The sequence below is a fragment of the Massilia sp. WG5 genome (genome assembly GCF_001412595.2).
In the GTDB taxonomy this organism is placed as follows: Bacteria; Pseudomonadota; Gammaproteobacteria; order Burkholderiales; family Burkholderiaceae_D; genus Telluria.
Genome location: NZ_CP012640.2, coordinates 689,316 through 704,484, shown reverse-complemented (window position 1 = coordinate 704,484; position 15,169 = coordinate 689,316). Strand labels below are relative to the sequence as shown.

Genomic DNA, 15,169 nt, shown 5'->3' with positions numbered 1-15,169 from the left:
CGCAGCAATAGGCACGATGCATGCGCGCTGAAGTTTCCAAGGTTTACTAAACAAGGGCAGGAGCATGGGAAAGGCTCGTCCGGATCGGGCATAATGCCGCCCCATGCCGAACCAAGGACATCACCTCATGCCGCGCCCGATGCAGGAGCAGGACCTGGACGCCGTGCTGGCCGTGCAGGCGGCCTGCTATCCGCCATCCATGCAGGAGCCGGCCGAGGTCGTGCTGGCCCGCCTGCGCAGCGCGTCCGCCACCACCCTCGTCGCCTGCGACGGAGAAGGCGTCTGCGCCTATGTGTTCGCCTATCCTTCCAGGCTGGGCCGGGTCACGCCGCTGAACGCCGGCTTCGCGCCCGCGCCGGATGGCGACACCCTGTACGTCCACGACCTGGCCGTGCATCCGCGTGCGCATGGACAGGGACTCGGACGGCGCCTGGCCGATGCCCTGTTCGGGGCTGCCCGCGCGCACGGACTGGTTCACGGTGCGCTGGTCGCGGTGCTCGATGCGCGCCGCTTCTGGGAAAACCTCGGCTTCGGCGTGGCCGCGGCGGGGCAGGGCGCCGCCGCCCTGGCGACTTACCCTGCCGGCGCCGTCTATATGCGGCGATGTCTTGACGCGTGAGCAATTAGATTGCTGGTTTGCTCACTGAGTTGGCAAATAAACCATGTCATGACGGCGTCTTTGCGCAACAAACTTCGCAGATGCAGCACTTCCAGCGACCAAATTTCCATGTTTTGCATTATTATTGACGTACGGAAATCTTTTTGCTGGAAGCTGGATACATGCGAGGAAACAGTGTGATGGGACGTCGTGAGGCAGGTTTTACATTGATCGAGATCCTGATTGCGCTCGCACTGATCGGCATTCTGAGCGCCGTCGCAATTCCGGCCTACGGCAGCTACGTGCTGCGCGGACGCCTCACCGAAGCGTTCACGACCCTGAGCGCGATCCAGCCGAAAGCCGAGGAATACTGGTCCAACAACCGCACCTATGTGGGCCTGCCGGTGCCGGCGTCGAGCGACTATTTCGACTATGCGCTGAGCGCCGATACTTCGGACTCCAGCTTCAAGCTCACCGCGACCGGCAAGGGCATGGCCGGCCAGTTCGTGTTTACCATCGACCAGAACGGCAGCCGCGCCACCACCGGCGTCCCGTCCGGCTGGACCGGCAGCAGCAGCTGCTGGGTTGACCGCAAGGGCGGAAAGTGCGTGCAATAAGGCCCATCAGCCGCGCGGCAGGCGGTTTCACATTGATCGAAGCGGTGGTTGCGCTGGCCGCGATGGCGGTGCTGCTGGCGGTCGGCATCCCGAACCTGTCGGGCTGGCTGCAAGCGCGCAAGGCCGCCGCCGCGGCCGCGTTTTACAAGGAAGGCTTCCAGCTCGCGCGCGCCCAGGCCGTCGCCCACAACAGCGCCAGCCGCCTGGTCCTCAGCGACAACAGCGTCAGCGGCCAGCAGGACTGGCAGGTCGACATCTGCTTCCCGACCCTGTCCACGCCCTGCAACGCGGACAGCGGCAGCTGGTCGACCGCCGCTGCGGCGGCCGAAGGCGATCCGGACCAGACACACGGTTTCCGCTCGGTGGCGCGGAGCAGCGACAGCTTGCCGGCCGCGAGCGCCATGATGCTCGCGCTCAGCCCGTCCGGCGCCCAGTCCGTGTACTTCACGCCGCTCGGCTGGGTCGACGGCAGCGTCGCGTCCCGCGTTACCCGCATCGACCTGACGCCGGCGCCGGGCCGCAGCGGCACGTTCAAGCCGCTGGCCGTGGTGCTGACCCTGGCCGGCACCGCCAGCATCTGCGATCCGGGTGTGGCCGCCCACGATTCGCGCGGGTGCCCGCCGCCATGATGATCGCACGCCGTCCGCGCCGGGAATCCGGCATCGCCTTGATCGAGGTCCTGGTCGCCATCGTGCTGCTGGGGATCGGCCTGCTCGGCACCATCGGCCTGCAGGGGCGGTCCTACGCGGCGCTGGCCGATACCGGCATGCGCGCCGAGGCCACCATCGCCGCCGAAAAGCTGATCGGCGTGATGACCACCGACCAGGCCAACATGGCGGCCTACGCGCTGGCCGCCAAAGGCACGCCGAGCGCCACCCTGAAGCCCTGGTACGACGAAACCCGCAGCCACATCCCGAACGCCGGTATCACGGTCGCCGTCGTGCCCGCGAGCGGAACCACGCTGGGGCAGGTGACGGTGACGATCCAGTGGACGCGCCAGGCCGGCGCCACCGCCAACCAGCATACGGTCACTTCCTATATCGCACCCGCCACATGAAAGCCAGACTTCACGCCAGCGGCGGCTTTTCGCTCGTCGAACTCATGATCAGCGTCGTGATCGGCATGCTGGCGCTGCTGTTCGCCATGCGCCTGCTCAGCGGCTCGGAACAGAACCGCCAGTCGGCGATGGGCGGCTCGGACTCGATGCAGAACGGGATGCTTGCGCTGTTCTCGATCAGCGGCGACGCCAACCAGGCCGGCTTCGGTTTGAACGACCCGATCCTGGCCGGCTGCAATACGCACTTCAGCGACACCGGCGGCTACACGCTGGCCCCGGCCAAGCGCGGCGGCGCCGACATCACGCCGCTGGCGCCGGTCGTCATCGAACACAATGACAGCGGTCCGGACCGTGTCAGCTTCTATTCCGGCACCGCGGTGTCCGGCACCGCGACCTTGAGCCTGACGCAGGACTACGCCAGCGGCGCCCGCATCTACATCGACCGCAACACCTACGGTTTCGCGCAGCGCGACGTGATCGTGGTGGCGCCGCTGCAGGCGGGCGGCGACTGCTCTCTGGCGCAGCTGTCCGACGACCCGAACGCCCTGCCGCCGGACCAGCACTACCTGGTGGTCTCGAAGAGCGCGGCCTACCGCTACAACGGGGGCGACCTGGGCGCCAGCTTCGGCGCCAACGCGGCGCGCGTGTTCAACCTGGGTCCGGGTCCCTCGCTGTCCTTCCACACCTGGTCGGTTGCGGACGGCTTCCTGCGCCTCGGCGCGACCGACATCGGCGGCGGCGGGGCCGGTTCCGCCGTGGCAGACAACATCGTCTCGCTGAAGGCGCAATACGGCTTCGACACCCGGACCGGCACCGCCTTCAACCCCGACGCCGGCATGCAGGCCAGCCAGTGGTCGAACACCATGATCGACGCCGACGGCGACGGCGTGGCCGGCAGCGCCGGCGACTGGCAGCGCATCGCCGCGGTGCGCCTGGCGGTGGTCGCGCGCAGCAAGAATCCGGAGCGCGCGAGCGCCGGCGCGGCCTGCAGCGCCACCAGCGCCAAGCCGGTGGCCTTTGCGATGAAGGCGCCGGCCGGCGTCGCCGCGGTGCCGGTCACGATCGAGGTCGCGGTCGCCGGCGACCCGGTCGACTGGCGCTGCTACCGCTACCGCGTTTTCGAAACCATCGTCCCGCTGCGCAATGCGAGCTGGAGGCCGAGCGCATGATCCGCCACCCGAATTTCCCGCGCCGCGAGCAGGGCGTCGCCCTGCCGGTGATGCTGATCATCCTGGCGGTCATGCTGGTCGGCAGCATCTACCTGCTGCGTGCGACGCATTCGACCACGCTTACCACCGGCAACCTGGCCTACGATGCGACCCTCAGCCGCCAGGCCGACCAGGGCCTGCACGAAGCCTTTGCCTGGCTGCGCAGCACCTCGGCATCCAGCAAGGCCGCGCTGAACAGCTCGAATGCCGACCACGGCTACGTGGCGCGCTTGGATACGAGCCAGACCCCGCGCGATGGCGAGCAGAGCGGCTTCTGGGCCGGCAGCAAGACCATCGACGTCGACGCCGGCACCCACATCGAGTACGTGATCCACCGCCTGTGCGCGTTGGAAGGCGCCTACGACGACGAGAAGAACCACTGCGTGCAGACCGCCGCCAACACCGGCGCTGCCGGCAACCGCCTGCCGTTCGGCGAAAGCGGCGCCAGCGACGCCCCCAGTTATGCGGGTTCGCCCATGCTGCACTACGTGATCACGGCGCGCATCAGCGGCGCACGCGGGACCAGCGTGACGAACCAGATGATTGTCCAGATCGGCGCCTAGCGCCCACATGCCATGAAAAAGATCCTAGGCCCCCTGGTCCTCCTGGTGCTGGCGCTCACCGCCGGCGCCGCCTTCGCGGGCGTGACCAGCATCGCACAGCTGCCGCTGCTGAACATCAGCGGCACCGGCAACGTCAAGCCGAACCTGATGCTCCTGTACGATAACTCCGGCTCGATGGCGAGCGCCTTCACGCCGGACTACATCGACGACAGCTCCACCTGCCGTTCGCGTGCCCTGATGTCGAGCGGGACCCGCGGCTGCTCGATCGGCCAGCCGCCGTTCGCCAGCGCCGACTTCAACCGCCAGTACTACGACCCGAAGGTCAGCTACACGCCCCCGGTAAAGGCCGACGGCAGCTCTTACCCGTCGATGACGCGCGCCGCGACCACCGGCTGGACCTCGGTCACCACCGACGGCTTCGGCGTCAACACCAGGGACCTGCTGAACAACAGCGTTTCAAGCACGAACCTGGCGACCGCCTTCCCCGACCTGCGCTGGTGCGATTCGAACAACGCCAACTGCGTCTACAACACCGCCACCTACACCTACCCGAACGACGCGCGCTACAACGCGCAGGTGGTCAACTCGAATCCCTACTACTACACCATCAACGTCGCCGAGTACTGCACCGACGCCACCCTGACCACCTGCCAGACCACGGCGGTGGGCGCGTCGGCCCCGGCCGGCTATCCGAATGCGGCCAAGGTGCGCTGGTGCGACAGCACCTCGCTGACCAACTGCCAGGCAAAGTACGTCGGCAGCTTCAAATATCCGCGCTTCTCGAGCCCGAACGGGGGCGGCGTGGCGGCCTACGGCACCATCACCATCAACGCCTCGGCCACCTCGGGCACGGTGAGCATCGCCAGCGTGTCGGTAGCGCAGCCGGGCGGCAGCGTGGTGATCACGAACGGCCCGGTCAGCGTATCTACCGGCACCAACAGCGCCGCCAAGCAGCAGGCCATGGCGACCGCGCTGGCCGCCTCGATCAACGCCAAGACCGGCCTGAGCTACCAGTACGTGGCCTGCGTGCGCACGTCGTCGCCCTCGGGCGCGGCGCCGGCGTGCGGCAACTACGGCATCAACCTGGGCGCCGACAACGTCGTCGCGGTGGTGCCGGTCGACTGCGCGGCCGGCGTCAGCAAGTCGATCGGCGCCTGCGCGGTGGTGGCGGACGGCAGCCGCTCCGGCTGGGGCCTGAGCGTGAGTTCGCCGTCGGCGGTGGCGATTCCGGCGACCCAGCCGACCGCGCTGATCACGGTGTCGGGCAAGGCGGGCAGGAACGAGTCGCTGGCGTCGGGCACCAAGCTGGGCTCGACCACGCTGATCTCGACCAGCATCTCGTTTTCGAAGAACGACGACGGCACGGCCATCGCCGCCGACATCGCGAGCACGATCGGCACCAACGGCACGGTCAAGGCCTATATCGGCGGCGACAGCGTGAACCCGGTCTGCGCCGGCCAGACCGCCAACGTGGTCTGCCTGGTCGACACCACCGCCACCAGCGGCGGCAAGGCCGTCACCATGGGCGCGCTGATCAAGGGTACCGGCATCTCCTTCTCGACCACGGCGACCAGCGCGCCGGCGACCGCCGTCTACGATAATGTCCCGACCACCACCACCCCGCTGGGCGCAGGCGCCGCCGTGTTCGTGCGCACCGACATCGTGCCGACCGTGACCAGCTATCCGAAGGCGGCCGGCCGCACCGACTGCGCCGGCGCCACCTGCACCTACGACGAGGAGATGACCAACTTCGCCAACTGGTACGCCTACTACAAGACGCGCAACCAGATGATGAAGACCGCGGTCGGCCAGGCCTTCCAGCCGCTGAACTCGAACTACAACGTCGGCATCGTGTCGCTGTCCACCGCCGCGGCCCTGGGGGCGATGACCGCGCCGCGCCAGTTCACCGGCACCGACCGCAGCAACTGGTACGACAGCCTGTACGCCATGAACGGCAGCCAGTCGACCCCGCTCCGCCAGGCCCTGAACGCGATCGGCAAGATGTACGCGAACCAGAGTCCTTACACGACTGCCAGCGGCAAGGAAGTGGTGCAGTATCCCTGCCAGCAGAACTTCACCTTCGTCACCACCGATGGGTACTGGAACGGCGGCGCCGCCGACACGGTGGTCAACAACGACAACACGGTGAACACGGCGCGCTTCTGTACCCGCGGCAGCGGTTGCTACGACCCCAGGACCCAGAGCTACAACTCGCTGGCCGACGTCGCCCTGTACTGGTACAACGGCGGCTCGAACGATGCGCTGTCCTCGCTGCGCCCATCGCTCGAAGACTGGACCAAGCCCGGCCTGGTGCCGGCGCCGACCGGCGAGAACACGCGCCTGCACATGAACACCTATACCCTCGGCCTGGGGGTGGACGGCATCATGAACTACGAGCCGAAGTACGACACCGCGCCGGTGGTCGGCGGCGACTTCTACAACCTGATCACCGGCACCGCCACCGGCTGCCCGTGGAACAATAACGGCGCCTATGTCTGGCCGGACCCGCAGACCGGCGATTCGAGCGGTTCGGCAGCCTACCAGTCGCGCGTGGACGACCTCTGGCACGCGGCCATCAACGGCCATGGCAAATACTTCAGCGCATCCGATCCCAAGCAGGTGGTCGCGGGCCTGAGCTCGGCGCTGTCGAACATCCAGGTGCGGATCGGCGCGGCCGCCGCGGCGGCGACCTCGACCCCGAACATCTCGCAGCAGGACAACGACATCTTCTCCGACACCTTCACCACCGTGAAGTGGTACGGCGAACTGACCGACAAGAAGCTGGATCCGGTCACCGGTAACGTCAGCACCTCGGTGGTCTGGAACTCCTCGGACACGGTCGGCCGCAAGGTGGCAGCCGGGGCGGACACGCGCACGATCTGGATGCTCGATACCAGCACGACTCGCGGGCTGAAGAACTTCACCTACGCGGCCATGTCGGCGGTCGAGAAAGCCTGGTTCGACAACAAGTGTTCCGCGCTGTCCCAGTGCGCCAGCCTGTCGTCCAGCGACCGCGCCATCGTGAACAGCGGCGCGAATATCATCAACTGGCTGCGCGGCCAGCAGCAGTACGCCGACGGCACCGTGATGCGCGCCTATGCCCGCACCGACCACAACCCGACCGGCCTCGATGCGCCGATCCCGATCGTGCTGGGCGATATCGCGTCGTCCAAGCCGGCTTACCTGCGCGAGCCGCGCAAGGGCTACTCGGCGGCCGGCTACAGCGACTACAAGACGGCGCAGGCGAAACGCGCCGCGACCGTCTTTGTGGCGGCCAACGACGGCATGCTGCACGCCTTCGTCGCCGGCACCGGCGAGGAAATGTGGGCCTACGCGCCGCGCATCACGATGAAGAAGCTCTACCTGCAGGCCAGCACGACCTACGGCACCAACCACCAGTTCAGCACCGACGGTTCGCCCGAGGTGGCCGACGTGAAGATCGGGACCGACTGGCGCACCGTGCTGGTGGCCGGCCTGAACGCGGGCGGGCGCGGCTACTACGCGCTGGACGTCACCGATCCCGCCAATCCGAAGGCCTTGTGGGAGCTGTGCGCCGATCCGGCCGTTTGCAGCGGCACCAGCTACGACGGCGATATCGGCCTCTCGTTCGGCAATCCACAGTTCGGCACCTGGAAGGATGCCGCCGGCGTCGAGCACTGGGTGGTGTTCCTGACCTCGGGCTACAACAACGTGTCCGGCACCGACGGCGTCGCCAGCGGCACCGGCAAGGGCTACCTGTACGTGGTCGACGTCGGCACCGGCGTCGTGCTGGACAAGAGCAGCACCGGCGAAGGGGATGCGACGACGCCTTCCGGCTTCGCCAAGATCACCGCCGTCACCGCGAATCCGCTCACCGACCCGAAAGTGACCTATGTGTACGGTGGCGACAACAACGGCAAGATGTGGCGCTTCGACTACACGGCCGGCGGCAGCCCGCAGGTGCTGAAGATGGCCGACGCCGGCACCGGCCAGCCGGTCACCTCGCGTCCCGAAGTCACGCTGTGCCGGGTGTCCAGCACCAGCACCGACGGCACCGCCACGAACGGCGGCGCCAGCGTCGTGATCTTCGGCACCGGCCGCCTGCTGGACGTGAGCGACATCGGCAACACCGACGTGCAGAGCGTCTACGTGTTGAAGGACAGCGGCGCCGGCATCGCGGCGACCCAGTGGCGCAACGCGCAGAACATGTCGCGCCAGGTGCTGACCAAGGTCCCGGGCAACAACAGCGACATCTACACGATCAGCGGTCCGGCGATCGACCTGGGCAGCCAGGCCGGCTGGTACTTCGACCTCAACCAGAACACGGGCGAGCGCGTCAACCTGGATCCGAAGGTGGTGTTCGGCACGCTGAACGTGGTCACCAACCTCCCGACCTCGTCCTCGGCATGTTCGGTGGGCGGCACCAGCAACCTGTATCAGCTGGACGTCTGCACCGGCAGCCAGGTCGTGATCGACAACGATCTCGGCGAGATGGCCGGACGGACCCTGTCGAACAATGCGGCGGCGGTCGGCTTCATCATCGTGCGCCTGCCGAACGGCACGCTGAAGCTGGTCGCCACCACCGCCGACGGCGGCACCGTGTCGCTCAAGCTGCCGCCGTCCGAGAGCCTGGATGCGCGCAAGGCCGGCTGGCGCCGCGTGCGCGAGTAGGCCCGCGCGGCTTACCTGGGCCCGCGCGGCTTACCTGGGCGCGCCCGGCTCGATCCGGGTCAGCGTCTGGGTGAGGCTGCCGCCGTCCGGACGCACCATGCGCAGCCGGACCGGCAGCCAGCCCTGGCCGGGCGCCAGCCATAGCTCGAGGCGTTCCTGGCCGGCCGGCACGACCTGCGCCAGGCGCCAGGCCGCGAGCGTGCCAAGCGCGGTGGACACGTCTTCCTGTCCCATCACCTGGTAGCGCGCGATCTCCGCACTGTCCGCGCCCGCCACCACGATCCGGATCTCGTTCCCGACCTGGCCGCTGATCTGCTCCGGTTCGGCCAGACCGATCCCGGCCAGCTGCATCAGCACCGAGGCGCGGTCCTGGGCGCCGACCGCATCCGGCACGCCGGCGCCGCCGGCGCGGAACAGGATCCGTCCCGCATCCGTGTCGAAGTCGGTGACCAGGCTGGCGCCGTCGCGTTCCTCTGCGGCGCTGCGCGGCGCGATCCCGGCGTCGCTGCTGCCGCCCTCGCTGCGCAGGCGTCCCGGCGCCCCGTCCACCGTCAGCGTGTAGCGAGCGCCATCGCTGCGCCAGTCGATCGCGGCGGCGCCCGCCGGCGCCGGCTGCGCGCCGGGCGCCTCGCGGGTGAGGGCATAGGACAGGCGCACGCTGTCCGGCATGCGAACCCGGTAGCGGCTCGGCATCTGGAGAAGCGGCGTACCGGCGTCGGCCGCGGCGTCGGCCTGCGCCGGCGCGGAAGAGGGCGTGGCCACGGGCGGTGGCGGGAGCGCCGCCGCGGCCCGCGCAGGCCTTGGCGCGCGTGCGGGCGCCGGTGCGGTCGCAGGGTGGGCCGCCGTGTCGGCCGGACGCGCCGTCTCGATCGGCGCGGCTTGCGGCGCGCGGGCCGGCATCAGCCGCAGCCGCAGGGCTTCGCCGCTGCGCGGTGCGGGCGCCGGCGCGGTGGCGCGCTGGGCGACCAGTTCCAGCACCAGCAGGTGGGCAGCGGCGGACAGTCCGCACAGCGCCAGCAGGCGCCGGTGCCGGGACAGGAGAACGACAATCTTCATCCCGACAGTGTAGCGCCTGGCACGCGTCCCGCCCAGCCATGCGCCGGCGCTTACGCTGCCTGGCCGACGGCAGCGTGGTCGACGAACAGCATTTCTTCATCTGGGAAGTGGCGGCGGCGCGCCTCCCCCTCGCCGGCCGATCAGGAAACCCTGCATGACCACGGCGACGGTCGCTTCGTTGTCCGGCCGTGTTGTTGACTTGAGTCGGCCCGGCATGAAATAAGTCCCGAATTGAGGGTTTTGCGCGACAGACGGGGGCGCAAAAGGGTGGTTTCCTTGACGCAATAGGGGGAGTCCGGCACAGTTTCGGCTGCCTCTTTATCGCCTTTGACCGTATTCCGCCTTCATGCCCATCGATTTCCAGCTTCCCTCCGATCCGCCCGCACAGGTCCAGTCCGCCAGCGCGCCATCCTTCGACGACCAGTACGCCAAAGCGCGCGCGCTCGCCAACGGCGGCCAGCCGGAACTGGCGCTGGCGGCGTATTCGGCGCTGCTGACGCGCTCGCCCGGCAATACCGACGTCCTGCTGGGCCGCGGCATCGTCTATTCGCGCCTTGGACGCTGGAGCGAAGCGGAAGCGGACCTCGGCGCCGCCGCCAAGGCATCGCCGGGCTACGCCGATGTATGGGAAGCGCTCGGCAACAGCTACCGCTGGGCCGAGCAGCCGGCCAAGGCGCTGGACGCCTACGAACACCTGGTGGCGCTGCGCCCGAACGACCCGAATGCGCTGATCGCGCGGGCCCGCACGCAGCGCGCCCTCGGCCGCGCATCCGATGCGCGCGCCGACCTGGAACACGCCCGCGCATTGGGCGGCGATGCCGGCGAGATCGACGGCCTGCTGGCCGATCTGCAGCCGCGTCCCCCGGTTCCGTCGGCCGGCACGCCGGATGTGGTGAACGCCGCCGGCTATACCTGGGCCGCCAGCCTGTCCTCGAGCTGGACCGACGTCGGCAACGGCCCGCGTTGGAACGACCAGACCGCCAGCGTGCGCCGTTACCTGCCGACCGCGTCGCTGGGCTTCGAGACCCTGCGCGCGCACCGCTTCGGCGAACACGACTACGCCTGGGCGCTGGACGCCTATACGGGGCTGTGGCGCGGCGCCTATGCCAACCTGCGCTACCAGCATTCCGCCACCGGCCGCCTGTTCCCGGCGAATTCCGGCCGCGTCGAAGTCTGGCAGGCGCTCGGCCAGGGTTGGGAAGCTTCGCTCAGCGACGACGTGCTGGGCTTCGACTCGCGCGTCAACATCTACGGCATCAGCCTTGCCAAATACAGCGGCAACTTCTATGTGCAGCTGCGCCACCAGAACATCGTCTCGCAGGATTCGCACAGCACGGGCGAGCGCCTGCTGGGACGCTGGTACTACGCCGGCGACGCCGACAACTACCTCGAGCTGAGCGCCAACAGCGGCCGCAGCGACGATCCGCTCAGCCTGGTGGGCGGGCGCGCCCGCTCGGGTGGCGGCGGCTTCGCCTGGGTGCGTTACTTCTCGCCGCAGTGGGGCGGCAAGATCGGCGCCAGCTTCTCGCGCACAGCCTCCGGGAACGGCGGCAACGAGCGTGGCCTGAACTTCGCGCTGTACCGCCGATGGTAGCGGTCGCCGAGAAGCCGGCCGCCGCCCCCGCGGTGCAGACCGGACCGCTGCGCCGCGCGCTCGGCGGCGCCCTGGGCGAGGTGCTGGGCTGCCTGCCGGCCCTGATGCTGGCCTGGCTGTGCCTGCGCGTAGCCGAGACCTGGCACGTGGCCGGCGGCGAGATCAAGGTGTCGGTCCTGTTCGGGCCGGCGCTGGCGAACGACCTGCTGTCGCTGCTGCGCTATGGCTTCCTGTTCGTGCTGGGTGCGCCGCTGCTGGCCCTGCTGCCGAAGCGGCGCTGGCGCATGGCGCTGCTGGGCGTGTCGTGGTCGCTGCTGCTGGGGCTCCAGACCGGCCTGCTGCAATACCACTGGGTGGCCGGGGTGCCCTTGGGCGCCGACCTGTTCGGCTACACGCGCGCCGAAGTCGCGACCACGGTCGGCGGCGGCTGGCGCGCCGATCCGCCGCTCATCGTGGCCCTGGTGTTCGCGCTGGGCGTGCTGTGGGCGCTTCTGGCCGCCTGCGGCCGGCCATGGTGGCCGCGCCCCAGCGCGCGCCGGACGCTGGTGGCGGGCGCGGCCAGCCTGCTGGCCTTTGCCTTCCTGCCCGACCACTTCGCGCCGGCGGCAGTCCAGAACGAAGCCGGCATCGATTACCTGCTGAACAAGACCGCCTATTTTGCCGACCGCAACCTGGCCCACCTGATCGGCGCGCCGGGCCCGGCAACGGCCGAACGCGGCACCGGCGAACTGCCCTGGACCGGCAAGGATCCGCGCTATCCCTTCCTGCATCCGGAGCGCACGCCGGACACCCTGGGGCCGCTGTTCGAGCGCCGTTCCGCCACGCCGCCGAACCTGGTGTTCGTCATCGTCGAGGGCCTGGGGCGCACCTTTTCCGGCCCCGGCGCGCGCCTGGGCAGCTTCACGCCTTTCCTCGACGAGCTGGCCGGCCGCAGCCTGTATTTCGATAACTTTCTGGCCGGCCAGGGCCGCACCTTCGGCGTGCTGACCACGGTCTTCGGTTCGCTGCCCTACGGCGAGAACGGCCTGGCCGCGCTCGGCGACCGGATGCCGGCCCACGCCTCGCTGCTCAGCGTCCTGAAGAAGCAGGGCTACCGCCTGAAGTTCTACAGCGGCTCGAACCTCGAGTTCGACAACGAAGGCCAGTTCCTGCGCCGCGAAGGCGTCGACCATTTCACCAGCGAGCGCGATTACGGGCCGCCGGCCCAGCGCAGCAACGACTGGGGCTATGCGGACGGCGACCTGGTCGACATGGTCCTGCGCCGGGAGCGTAACGAAGGCCGGGGCAGCGCACCCTCGGTTTCCATCGTCCAGACCACCAGCATGCACGATCCCTTCACCTTCCCGGACAAGGCGCGCTACATGGAGAAAGTCGGGCAGCGCCTGGCCCAGCTGGGCATTCCCGCGAACGCGAACCCTGGCTATGCGGCCCAGCGCGAGATCTTCGCCAGCATCCTGTACACCGACGATGCGCTGCGCCGCTTCTTCGAGGGCGCGGCGCGGCTGCCGGGCTACGAGAACACGATCTTCATCATTACCGGCGACCACCGCCTGCCCGAGCTGCCGATGGACACCCGCATCGAACGCTACCACGTGCCGCTGATCGTCTACTCGCCGATGCTGAAGAAGCCGCTGGCGATCAAGTCGGTGTCGTCGCAGTTCGACATCGCGCCTTCGCTGCTGGCCTACCTGTCGAACAACTACGGCCTGCGTTCGCCCACCGAGGTCACCTGGCTCGGCACCGGCCTCGACACCGAAGCCAGTTTCCGTAACCTGCACGTGATTCCGCTGAAGCAGACCAAGACCGAACTGAGCGATTTCGTCTCCGGCTCGGTCTACCTGGCCCAGGGCCGCCTGTATGCGCTGGCCGACGGCATGCGTACCGACCGCGCGACCGACGACAAGGCGCTGGCCACGGCGCGCGCCCAGTTCCAGAGCTTCCTGCAGGCGAACGGCGTGGCCGCGCGCACGTCCGCGCTGGCGCCCTCGGACGCCGTCGACGGACTCGCGCCGTATCGTCCCGAGATGCGCAAGCTGCGCAGCGTGGCGCTGGCGGTCGAAGGTGGCGCGGTCGGCGTTTCGGGCGTGCGCCGCCTGGCCTCACCGGATGCGCAGGGCCAGGCCGTGGTCGAAGCCTTCGTGAACAACCCCTCGACCGCGCCGTCGCGGCCCTTCGTGCCGCTGCTGGTGATCAGCGACGCCGGCGGGCTGGAAGTCGGCGAGAGCGCCGGCGAGCTGCAGACCCTGGATCCGGGCGCGACGCTGAAGGTGACGCTGCCGGCGAAGCTCGGCAAGCTGCCGCACGGGACCTATTACGTGTCGGTGGTGCCTTCGCATCCGGAGACCGGCCGTTCGATCGGCATCGGCCAGTACCATGTGGAGATGAAGCTGTGAGGCGCCGCCTGGCCGCCGTCGCGCTGGCGGCGCTGCTGGTGGGCGGGCAGGCGCAGGCGGCCGAGCCGGCCGGCCCGCGCGCCATCTGGACCTGGGAAGGCGAATCCTATGCCATGCTCGACAGCGAAGGCGCGGCGGCCCAGGGCATCGCCTTCCTGAAGGCGAAATCGATCGGCACGATCTACCTGTACGCCGACGCCTGGCGCGGCCGCAACCTGATCGCCGGCGACCCGCAGCGCTACCGCCGCCTGCTGCGCCGCATGCACGCGTCCGGCCTGAAGGTCTACGCGCTGCTGGGCTCCGGCTACCTGCATACGGAGCGCTACGTGCTGCCGCGCCACCGCGAGAAAGCCGTCGCCATGCTCGGACGCGTGCTCGACTACAACGCGGCATCCAGCCCGGAAGAACGCTTCGACGGCGTCAACCTCGACATCGAGCCGCACATCCTGGCCGAGTGGTCGACCCGCAAGATGGAGCTGCTGGCCGGCTTCGTCGAGCTGTCGGACGCGCTAATGCGGGCAAAGGCGCAGTCCGGCCAGAGCCTGCCAGTGGGCCCGGCGATCCCGTTCTGGCTGGACGGCATCCAGCTCGAGTGGAAGGGGCAACGCAAGCCGGTCAGCCAGCACCTGCAGGACATCTGCGACTACGTGGCGCTGATGGATTACCGCGACCATGCGGACGGCGGCGACGGCCTGGTCAGCCACGCGATGGACGAACTGGCCTACGGCGAGGCGATCGGCCGCCCGGTACTGATCGGCATCGAGACCTCGCCGAACGCGCTGAAAAAGGTCTCGTTCAACCACCTGGGCGAGGCCGAGCTCGAACGCGAACTGGCGGCGACTTCGCGCAGCGTCGGCCGGATGCGCTCCTTCGGCGGGTATGTGGTGCATCACTACGCAGCCTACCGCCGCTGGCTGGGCCTGGACTGAGAACGCCTGTCAAAACCGCTCGACATACCGCCAACAGATGAGCGTGCAAGCGAGCGAAGGGAACGCCTGATGGATATCTGTTCGATGTAGGTCGATTTCCTGATTAATCGGGCGATACCTCCAGCCCCAATCCTTCCCTACAGTGTGCAAATTGGGCTCGCACACGCCACAATGGAGATTTTCAATGCGACGTCCTTAACGCGCAGATCGCAGCGATCGAATTAATAAGGTGCGAGCGGCTTGGCGGGGACGTAGGCGGCGTAGTCAATAGCTTTCGTGCGTATTCAAGTTCGATTAAAGTCACGCCGCCGTCCACTGGAAAATCGCTGCCGGTGATGAACCCGCCCTCGGGTCCCATCAACAGGGCCGCAACGTTCGCGACCTCGTCTGGTGTACCCACGAGACCGGCGGCCGAAAGTTCGACCTTGCGGCGATAGCCCGGACCGCGTGGCCCAGCGAATTCATCCTTCGCCCATGCTCTGCAGGCAGTTGCGGAAATTTAAA

11 protein-coding genes and 1 pseudogene are annotated in these 15,169 nt (G+C 68.5%); 10 read left to right on the top strand and 2 right to left on the bottom strand.

Going from position 1 to position 15,169, the window contains the following annotated elements:
* Nucleotides 1–127 precede the first annotated feature (127 nt).
* From AM586_RS03080 to AM586_RS03050, 7 genes are all read left to right on the top strand, one after another.
* Nucleotides 128–619 carry a GNAT family N-acetyltransferase gene (locus tag AM586_RS03080; protein ID WP_052233981.1) on the top strand — a complete coding sequence of 164 codons (492 nt, stop codon included), beginning with the start codon at nt 128–130 and terminating at the stop codon, nt 617–619.
* A 179-nt stretch (nt 620–798) separates the two neighbouring features.
* Nucleotides 799–1,215 carry a type IV pilin protein gene (locus AM586_RS03075; RefSeq protein WP_047825301.1) on the top strand — a complete coding sequence of 139 codons (417 nt, stop codon included), beginning with the start codon at nt 799–801 and terminating at the stop codon, nt 1,213–1,215.
* Between the two features lie 32 nt (nt 1,216–1,247).
* Nucleotides 1,248–1,844 carry a GspH/FimT family pseudopilin gene (locus AM586_RS03070; protein WP_052233980.1) on the top strand — a complete coding sequence of 199 codons (597 nt, stop codon included), beginning with the start codon at nt 1,248–1,250 and terminating at the stop codon, nt 1,842–1,844.
* Nucleotides 1,841–2,272 carry a prepilin-type N-terminal cleavage/methylation domain-containing protein gene (locus tag AM586_RS03065; RefSeq protein WP_052233992.1) on the top strand — a complete coding sequence of 144 codons (432 nt, stop codon included), beginning with the start codon at nt 1,841–1,843 and terminating at the stop codon, nt 2,270–2,272. The genes AM586_RS03070 and AM586_RS03065 overlap by 4 nt, the downstream gene beginning before the upstream one ends.
* Nucleotides 2,269–3,441: a PilW family protein gene (locus tag AM586_RS03060; RefSeq protein ID WP_047825299.1), complete on the top strand. Its 1,173-nt coding sequence runs from the start codon at nt 2,269–2,271 to the stop codon at nt 3,439–3,441. The genes AM586_RS03065 and AM586_RS03060 overlap by 4 nt, the downstream gene beginning before the upstream one ends.
* The gene (locus tag AM586_RS03055; protein WP_047825298.1) at nt 3,438–4,043 is read left to right on the top strand and encodes a hypothetical protein; all 606 of its coding nucleotides are present in this window, start codon (nt 3,438–3,440) and stop codon (nt 4,041–4,043) included. Before AM586_RS03060 ends, AM586_RS03055 begins: the two co-directional genes overlap by 4 nt.
* 12 nt (nt 4,044–4,055) lie before the next feature.
* A complete protein-coding gene (locus AM586_RS03050; protein ID WP_047825297.1) occupies nt 4,056–8,693 on the top strand; it encodes a pilus assembly protein in 4,638 nt (1,545 codons plus the stop codon).
* A gap of 30 nt (nt 8,694–8,723) precedes the next feature.
* Here AM586_RS03050 and AM586_RS03045 read toward each other — a convergent pair whose 3' ends face one another.
* On the bottom strand, nt 8,724–9,749 hold the full coding sequence (locus AM586_RS03045) for a DUF3108 domain-containing protein (protein WP_060566903.1): 1,026 nt from the start codon (nt 9,747–9,749) through the stop codon (nt 8,724–8,726).
* A 346-nt stretch (nt 9,750–10,095) separates the two neighbouring features.
* Here AM586_RS03045 and AM586_RS03040 point away from each other — a divergent pair, with 346 nt between their 5' ends.
* The 3 genes from AM586_RS03040 to AM586_RS03030 are packed head-to-tail and all read left to right on the top strand — an operon-like array spanning nt 10,096 to nt 14,665.
* The gene (locus AM586_RS03040; protein WP_052233979.1) at nt 10,096–11,343 is read left to right on the top strand and encodes a YaiO family outer membrane beta-barrel protein; all 1,248 of its coding nucleotides are present in this window, start codon (nt 10,096–10,098) and stop codon (nt 11,341–11,343) included.
* Nucleotides 11,337–13,736 (top strand): LTA synthase family protein, encoded by a 2,400-nt coding sequence (locus AM586_RS03035; RefSeq protein WP_052233978.1) that lies wholly within the window; start codon nt 11,337–11,339, stop codon nt 13,734–13,736. Before AM586_RS03040 ends, AM586_RS03035 begins: the two co-directional genes overlap by 7 nt.
* Entirely contained in the window at nt 13,733–14,665 is a 933-nt protein-coding gene (locus AM586_RS03030; protein WP_047825295.1) for a hypothetical protein, read from the top strand. The genes AM586_RS03035 and AM586_RS03030 overlap by 4 nt, the downstream gene beginning before the upstream one ends.
* Nucleotides 14,666–14,963: 298 nt before the next feature.
* Here AM586_RS03030 and AM586_RS28715 read toward each other — a convergent pair.
* Nucleotides 14,964–15,137, bottom strand: a pseudogene (locus AM586_RS28715) (SDR family oxidoreductase); the annotation flags it as partial.
* Nucleotides 15,138–15,169 lie beyond the last annotated feature (32 nt).